This is a genomic window from Acidovorax sp. 22279 (genome assembly GCF_052045435.1).
Classification (GTDB): Bacteria; Pseudomonadota; Gammaproteobacteria; order Burkholderiales; family Burkholderiaceae_C; genus Acidovorax; species Acidovorax delafieldii.
Genome location: NZ_JBQEOV010000034.1, coordinates 1 through 4,789 on the forward strand (window position 1 = coordinate 1; position 4,789 = coordinate 4,789).

The following is a 4,789-nucleotide window of genomic DNA, read 5'->3' on the forward strand; positions in this document are numbered from 1 at the left end:
AACGCCGAAGGCGTAGCGTCAGCGAGCGCACAGATCGCCTCAGGCAACAACGACCTGAGCGCGCGCACGGAACAGCAGGCCTCGGCCCTGGAAGAAACGGCCGCCTCGATGGAAGAGCTGGGCTCGACCGTGCGCCAGAACGCCGACAACGCGCGAGCCGCCAACCAGCTGGCCGTGAGCGCCAGCACCGTGGCCGTGCAAGGCGGAGACGTGGTGGCCGAAGTGGTCGAGACCATGAAAGGCATCAACGCCAGCAGCAACAAGATCGCAGACATCATCAGCGTCATCGACGGCATCGCCTTCCAGACCAACATCCTGGCGCTCAATGCCGCAGTGGAAGCCGCCCGCGCCGGCGAACAAGGCCGAGGCTTTGCCGTGGTGGCCGGAGAAGTACGCAACCTGGCAGGACGCAGCGCAGAAGCCGCCAAGGAAATCAAAGCCCTCATCACCGCCAGCGTGGAACGCGTGGAACAAGGCACCGCCCTGGTCGACAAGGCCGGAGCCACCATGACTGAAGTTGTCAGCGCCATCCGGCGCGTGACCGACATCATGGGAGAGATCAGCGCCGCCAGCAGCGAACAAAGCGCAGGTGTCGGCCAGGTCGGCGAAGCCGTCACCCAGATGGACCAGGCCACCCAGCAAAACGCCGCCCTGGTGGAAGAAATGGCCGCGGCCGCCAGCGCACTGAACGCCCAGGCCGGAGAACTGGTCAACGCCGTGGCCGTGTTCAAGCTCGACGCCAGCAGCACGAACAGCAGCTACAGCCAGAACCGCCACACGGCAGCCCCCACCCGCACCCCCATTGCAGCGCCCAGCTACAAAGCCGCGGCCCGCAGCACCAGCCTGGGCAAAAGCGCCAAGACCGGCAGCAAACCCGCCGCCAGCCTGGCGGCGCCCAAGGCCAGCAGCCCGGCAGCCTCACCCGCCGCCAAGCCCGCAGCGCCCAGCCCGGCCCCGGCACCCAAGGCTGCGGGAAGCGACGACGACTGGGAGAGCTTCTGAGAAGGGCCAGACAGGCCCCTGGGTGAAGAAATCAGGTCAAAACGGCTGCAAGCGTAGGTGGAACATGCGCTGACAGCTATCAAAAACAAAGCAAAAAAGCACGCAGAGGGGGCTACCTTCTGCGTGCTTTTTTGTGGGCGAGCGCTTCGCGTCGGCGTAGTCGGATGCGCTGCTGCACGTGCCGGTCAGCGGTGCGGGTTGGGATACACCAGATGCAGCCCTGGCAGCTGGGGGCGCTGGAACGGCTGCCACACCACGCCTGGCCCGTGCGGCTGGCCCAGACGGTCGGCCACGGCCCACCAGGCACTGGGGTTCAGGCCGATGCCAAAGTGGCTAGCCACCACCTCGATGTTCTCGGTGTGGGGGTTGTGGTCGGCGGGCGCCTGGATGCTGCCGCGCCATGCCACCACGCCATCGGTGCGGGAGTAGATGCTGGTGGTGGGCACCGGGGGTGCTTCGGGCAGGTTGTAGTTCTCGGTTTCGCGCTCGATGCTGCGGCCGCTGGCGAACTGGTAAATGCGCCATGCGTTGGTGGACGTGTGGGGCCCGGCAAAGGGTGTGCCCAGGGTCACCACGCAGCGCACCAGGTCGGGCATTTCCTTGGCCAGCTCGCGGGCGTAGATGCCGCCCAGGCTCCAGCCCACCAGGCTCACCTTGTTGCCGCTGGCATCCACCGCTTGCTGCAGCTGGGCCTTGGCGTTCTCCAGTACGCCATCGCGCGGCCCCAGGTTCAGGCCCTGGCCCCAGCCCAGCGTGTTGTAGTTGCGCGATTCGAGGTAGCGGCGCAGGGGCAGGGTGGTGGCGTCGCCAGCTGTCAGGCCCGGAAACACGATGACCGTGTGGCCATCGCCCAGTGGAGCGCGCTGCAGAACGGGCCATGCGGGCAGCACGGCGCCAAATTCCCAGGGGGCCCGCAGCTCCAGCGCCAGCAAGGGGAGGCTGGGCGGTGGCATGTGGTCAGGGGCAGCGGATTTGCGGTCGGAGAAGAGAGGCATCAAGTCGTCGTTCCAAAACGGGCGCCTGCCGGGCAAGGCAGGCGGGTCGTGCGACGGTAGCAGTTTTTGCGCACCAAGGCGGGGCGCGAAATGGAGCAAGCTCTCCAATTGCCCCCGCCCGGGCCGGGGGAGTCCCCTTCGGATTGCGGGGGGGATTGCCCGCGAATGTCACATTTTGCAACCGTGCGCTGCTATGCTTTGGATAGCTTTTGCGTTCGTCGCGTTCTGGCGCTGTTCGCAACCCTCCCGTTCCAACCGCCTGAAAGCCCGCGCCATGACCGCTATTGCCGACGCCGCTGCGCCTGCCGCCACCCACTCTGCGCACCGCGCGCTGGCCCCAAGCCCCACCGCAGCCCCTCGTGAATTCCTGACCTTCCGCCTGGGTGCGGAGGAGTACGGCATTGACATCCTGCGCGTGCAGGAGATCCGCTCATACGAGAGACCCACGCGCCTGGCGCAATCGCCCGACTTCATCAAGGGCGTGATCGATCTGCGCGGCCGCATCGTGCCCATCCTGGATCTGCGGGTGAAGCTGCAATGCCCTGAAGCCAGCTACACCGACTTCACCGTGGTGATCATTCTGGACATCGGCTCTACCGTGATTGGCGCGGTGGTGGATGCGGTGGCCGATGTGGTCTCGCTCACTCCCGACCTCATCAAGCCCACGCCCCAGTTCGAGCGGCAGGGCCATGTAGACCCGGCCTTTGTCACTGGCATTGCCAGCCTGGGCGAGCGCATGCTGATCGTGATGGACATCGAGGCGCTGCTCAGCAGTGACGAAATTGGGCTGGTGAGATCGGCCGTGCACAGGTAATGTGCCACCCAACTGCAAAAGATCAACACAGAGGAGAAAAAGGATGAATCAGCTCAAGATTTCAACCCGGCTGGCTGTGGCATTTGCCGTCATGGTGCTTCTGTTGGTCGCTTTGGGTGCTGTGGGCCTGGTGCGGTCAGCCAACCAGCGCGCGGAGCTCAAGGACGTGATCGATGTCCGGATACCCATCGTCAAAACCCTGGGGGCCCTCAACGACGGCGTGAACGAGCAGGCCATTCAGCTGCGCAATCTGGCGATCTTCACCTCGGATGCGATCGTGAAATCGGCGACAAACCAGATTTCCGCTTCTGCAGCGGATGTCGATGCGCAATACAAAACCCTGACTGCATTGGTCACCTCTGAAAAGGGCAAGGAACTGATGGCGCGCATGCAGCAGCGGCGCGGTGATTTCTTGAAGCTGAGAGATCAATACCTCACGACGCTCCAGCAAGGGCAGCGCGACGAAGCCCTGAAGCTGCTGGAAGAGCAACTGCGCCCTGCGCAGCGGGCCTACATGGCCGCCATAGACGAACAGTTTGAATTTCAATCGCAGAGAACTGTGGACGCCGGCGCGCGCGCCGAAGCTGCCGCCGTGTCGCTGCAGCGCGATGTGCTCATCGCGGGTGCACTGGCCATCGCCATCGCTATCTTTCTGGCCATCACCATCATTCGCTCCATCACCCGCCCCCTGGCGCAGGCGGTGGAGGCGGCCGACCGCGTGGCCAGTGGCGACCTGAGCGGCCAGATCGTCGTGCAGTCCAAGGACGAAACCGGCCACCTGCTCAGCGCCCTGCAGCGCATGCAGCAAAGCCTGGTCAACACCGTCAGCTCGGTGCGCCAGAACGCCGAAGGCGTAGCGTCAGCGAGCGCACAGATCGCCTCAGGCAACAACGACCTGAGCGCGCGCACGGAACAGCAGGCCTCGGCCCTGGAAGAAACGGCCGCCTCGATGGAAGAGCTGGGCTCGACCGTGCGCCAGAACGCCGACAACGCGCGAGCCGCCAACCAGCTGGCCGTGAGCGCCAGCACCGTGGCCGTGCAAGGCGGAGACGTGGTGGCCGAAGTGGTCGAGACCATGAAAGGCATCAACGCCAGCAGCAACAAGATCGCAGACATCATCAGCGTCATCGACGGCATCGCCTTCCAGACCAACATCCTGGCGCTCAATGCCGCAGTGGAAGCCGCCCGCGCCGGCGAACAAGGCCGAGGCTTTGCCGTGGTGGCCGGAGAAGTACGCAACCTGGCAGGACGCAGCGCAGAAGCCGCCAAGGAAATCAAAGCCCTCATCACCGCCAGCGTGGAACGCGTGGAACAAGGCACCGCCCTGGTCGACAAGGCCGGAGCCACCATGACTGAAGTTGTCAGCGCCATCCGGCGCGTGACCGACATCATGGGAGAGATCAGCGCCGCCAGCAGCGAACAAAGCGCAGGTGTCGGCCAGGTCGGCGAAGCCGTCACCCAGATGGACCAGGCCACCCAGCAAAACGCCGCCCTGGTGGAAGAAATGGCCGCGGCCGCCAGCGCACTGAACGCCCAGGCCGGAGAACTGGTCAACGCCGTGGCCGTGTTCAAGCTCGACGCCAGCAGCACGAACAGCAGCTACAGCCAGAACCGCCACACGGCAGCCCCCACCCGCACCCCCATTGCAGCGCCCAGCTACAAAGCCGCGGCCCGCAGCACCAGCCTGGGCAAAAGCGCCAAGACCGGCAGCAAACCCGCCGCCAGCCTGGCGGCGCCCAAGGCCAGCAGCCCGGCAGCCTCACCCGCCGCCAAGCCCGCAGCGCCCAGCCCGGCCCCGGCACCCAAGGCTGCGGGAAGCGACGACGACTGGGAGAGCTTCTGAGAAGGGCCAGACAGGCCCCTGGGTGAAGAAATCAGGTCAAAACGGCTGCAAGCGTAGGTGGAACATGCGCTGACAGCTATCAAAAACAAAGCAAAAAAGCACGCAGAGGGGGCTACCTTCTGCGTGCTTTTTTGT

Annotated in this window: 4 protein-coding genes; 3 read left to right on the plus strand and 1 reads right to left on the minus strand. The window is 65.1% G+C overall.

Features of this window, described 5'->3' with window-relative positions; genetic code table 11:
- Nucleotides 1–1,002, plus strand: a 1,002-nt coding sequence (locus ACTJKQ_RS24485) for a methyl-accepting chemotaxis protein (RefSeq protein WP_440597518.1), incomplete at its 5' end; no start/stop codon positions are given.
- Nucleotides 1,003–1,187: 185 nt separating this feature from the next.
- Here ACTJKQ_RS24485 and ACTJKQ_RS24490 read toward each other — a convergent pair.
- Nucleotides 1,188–1,997, minus strand: coding sequence for an esterase/lipase family protein (locus ACTJKQ_RS24490; RefSeq protein WP_440598363.1), 810 nt, complete (start codon nucleotides 1,995–1,997; stop codon nucleotides 1,188–1,190).
- Nucleotides 1,998–2,271: 274 nt separating this feature from the next.
- Here ACTJKQ_RS24490 and ACTJKQ_RS24495 point away from each other — a divergent pair, with 274 nt between their 5' ends.
- Both ACTJKQ_RS24495 and ACTJKQ_RS24500 read left to right on the plus strand, forming a co-directional pair.
- Nucleotides 2,272–2,811 carry a chemotaxis protein CheW gene (locus ACTJKQ_RS24495; protein ID WP_056067332.1) on the plus strand — a complete coding sequence of 180 codons (540 nt, stop codon included), beginning with the start codon at nucleotides 2,272–2,274 and terminating at the stop codon, nucleotides 2,809–2,811.
- Between the two features lie 43 nt (nucleotides 2,812–2,854).
- Nucleotides 2,855–4,654 (plus strand): methyl-accepting chemotaxis protein, encoded by a 1,800-nt coding sequence (locus tag ACTJKQ_RS24500; protein WP_440598364.1) that lies wholly within the window; start codon nucleotides 2,855–2,857, stop codon nucleotides 4,652–4,654.
- Nucleotides 4,655–4,789: the final 135 nt, after the last annotated feature.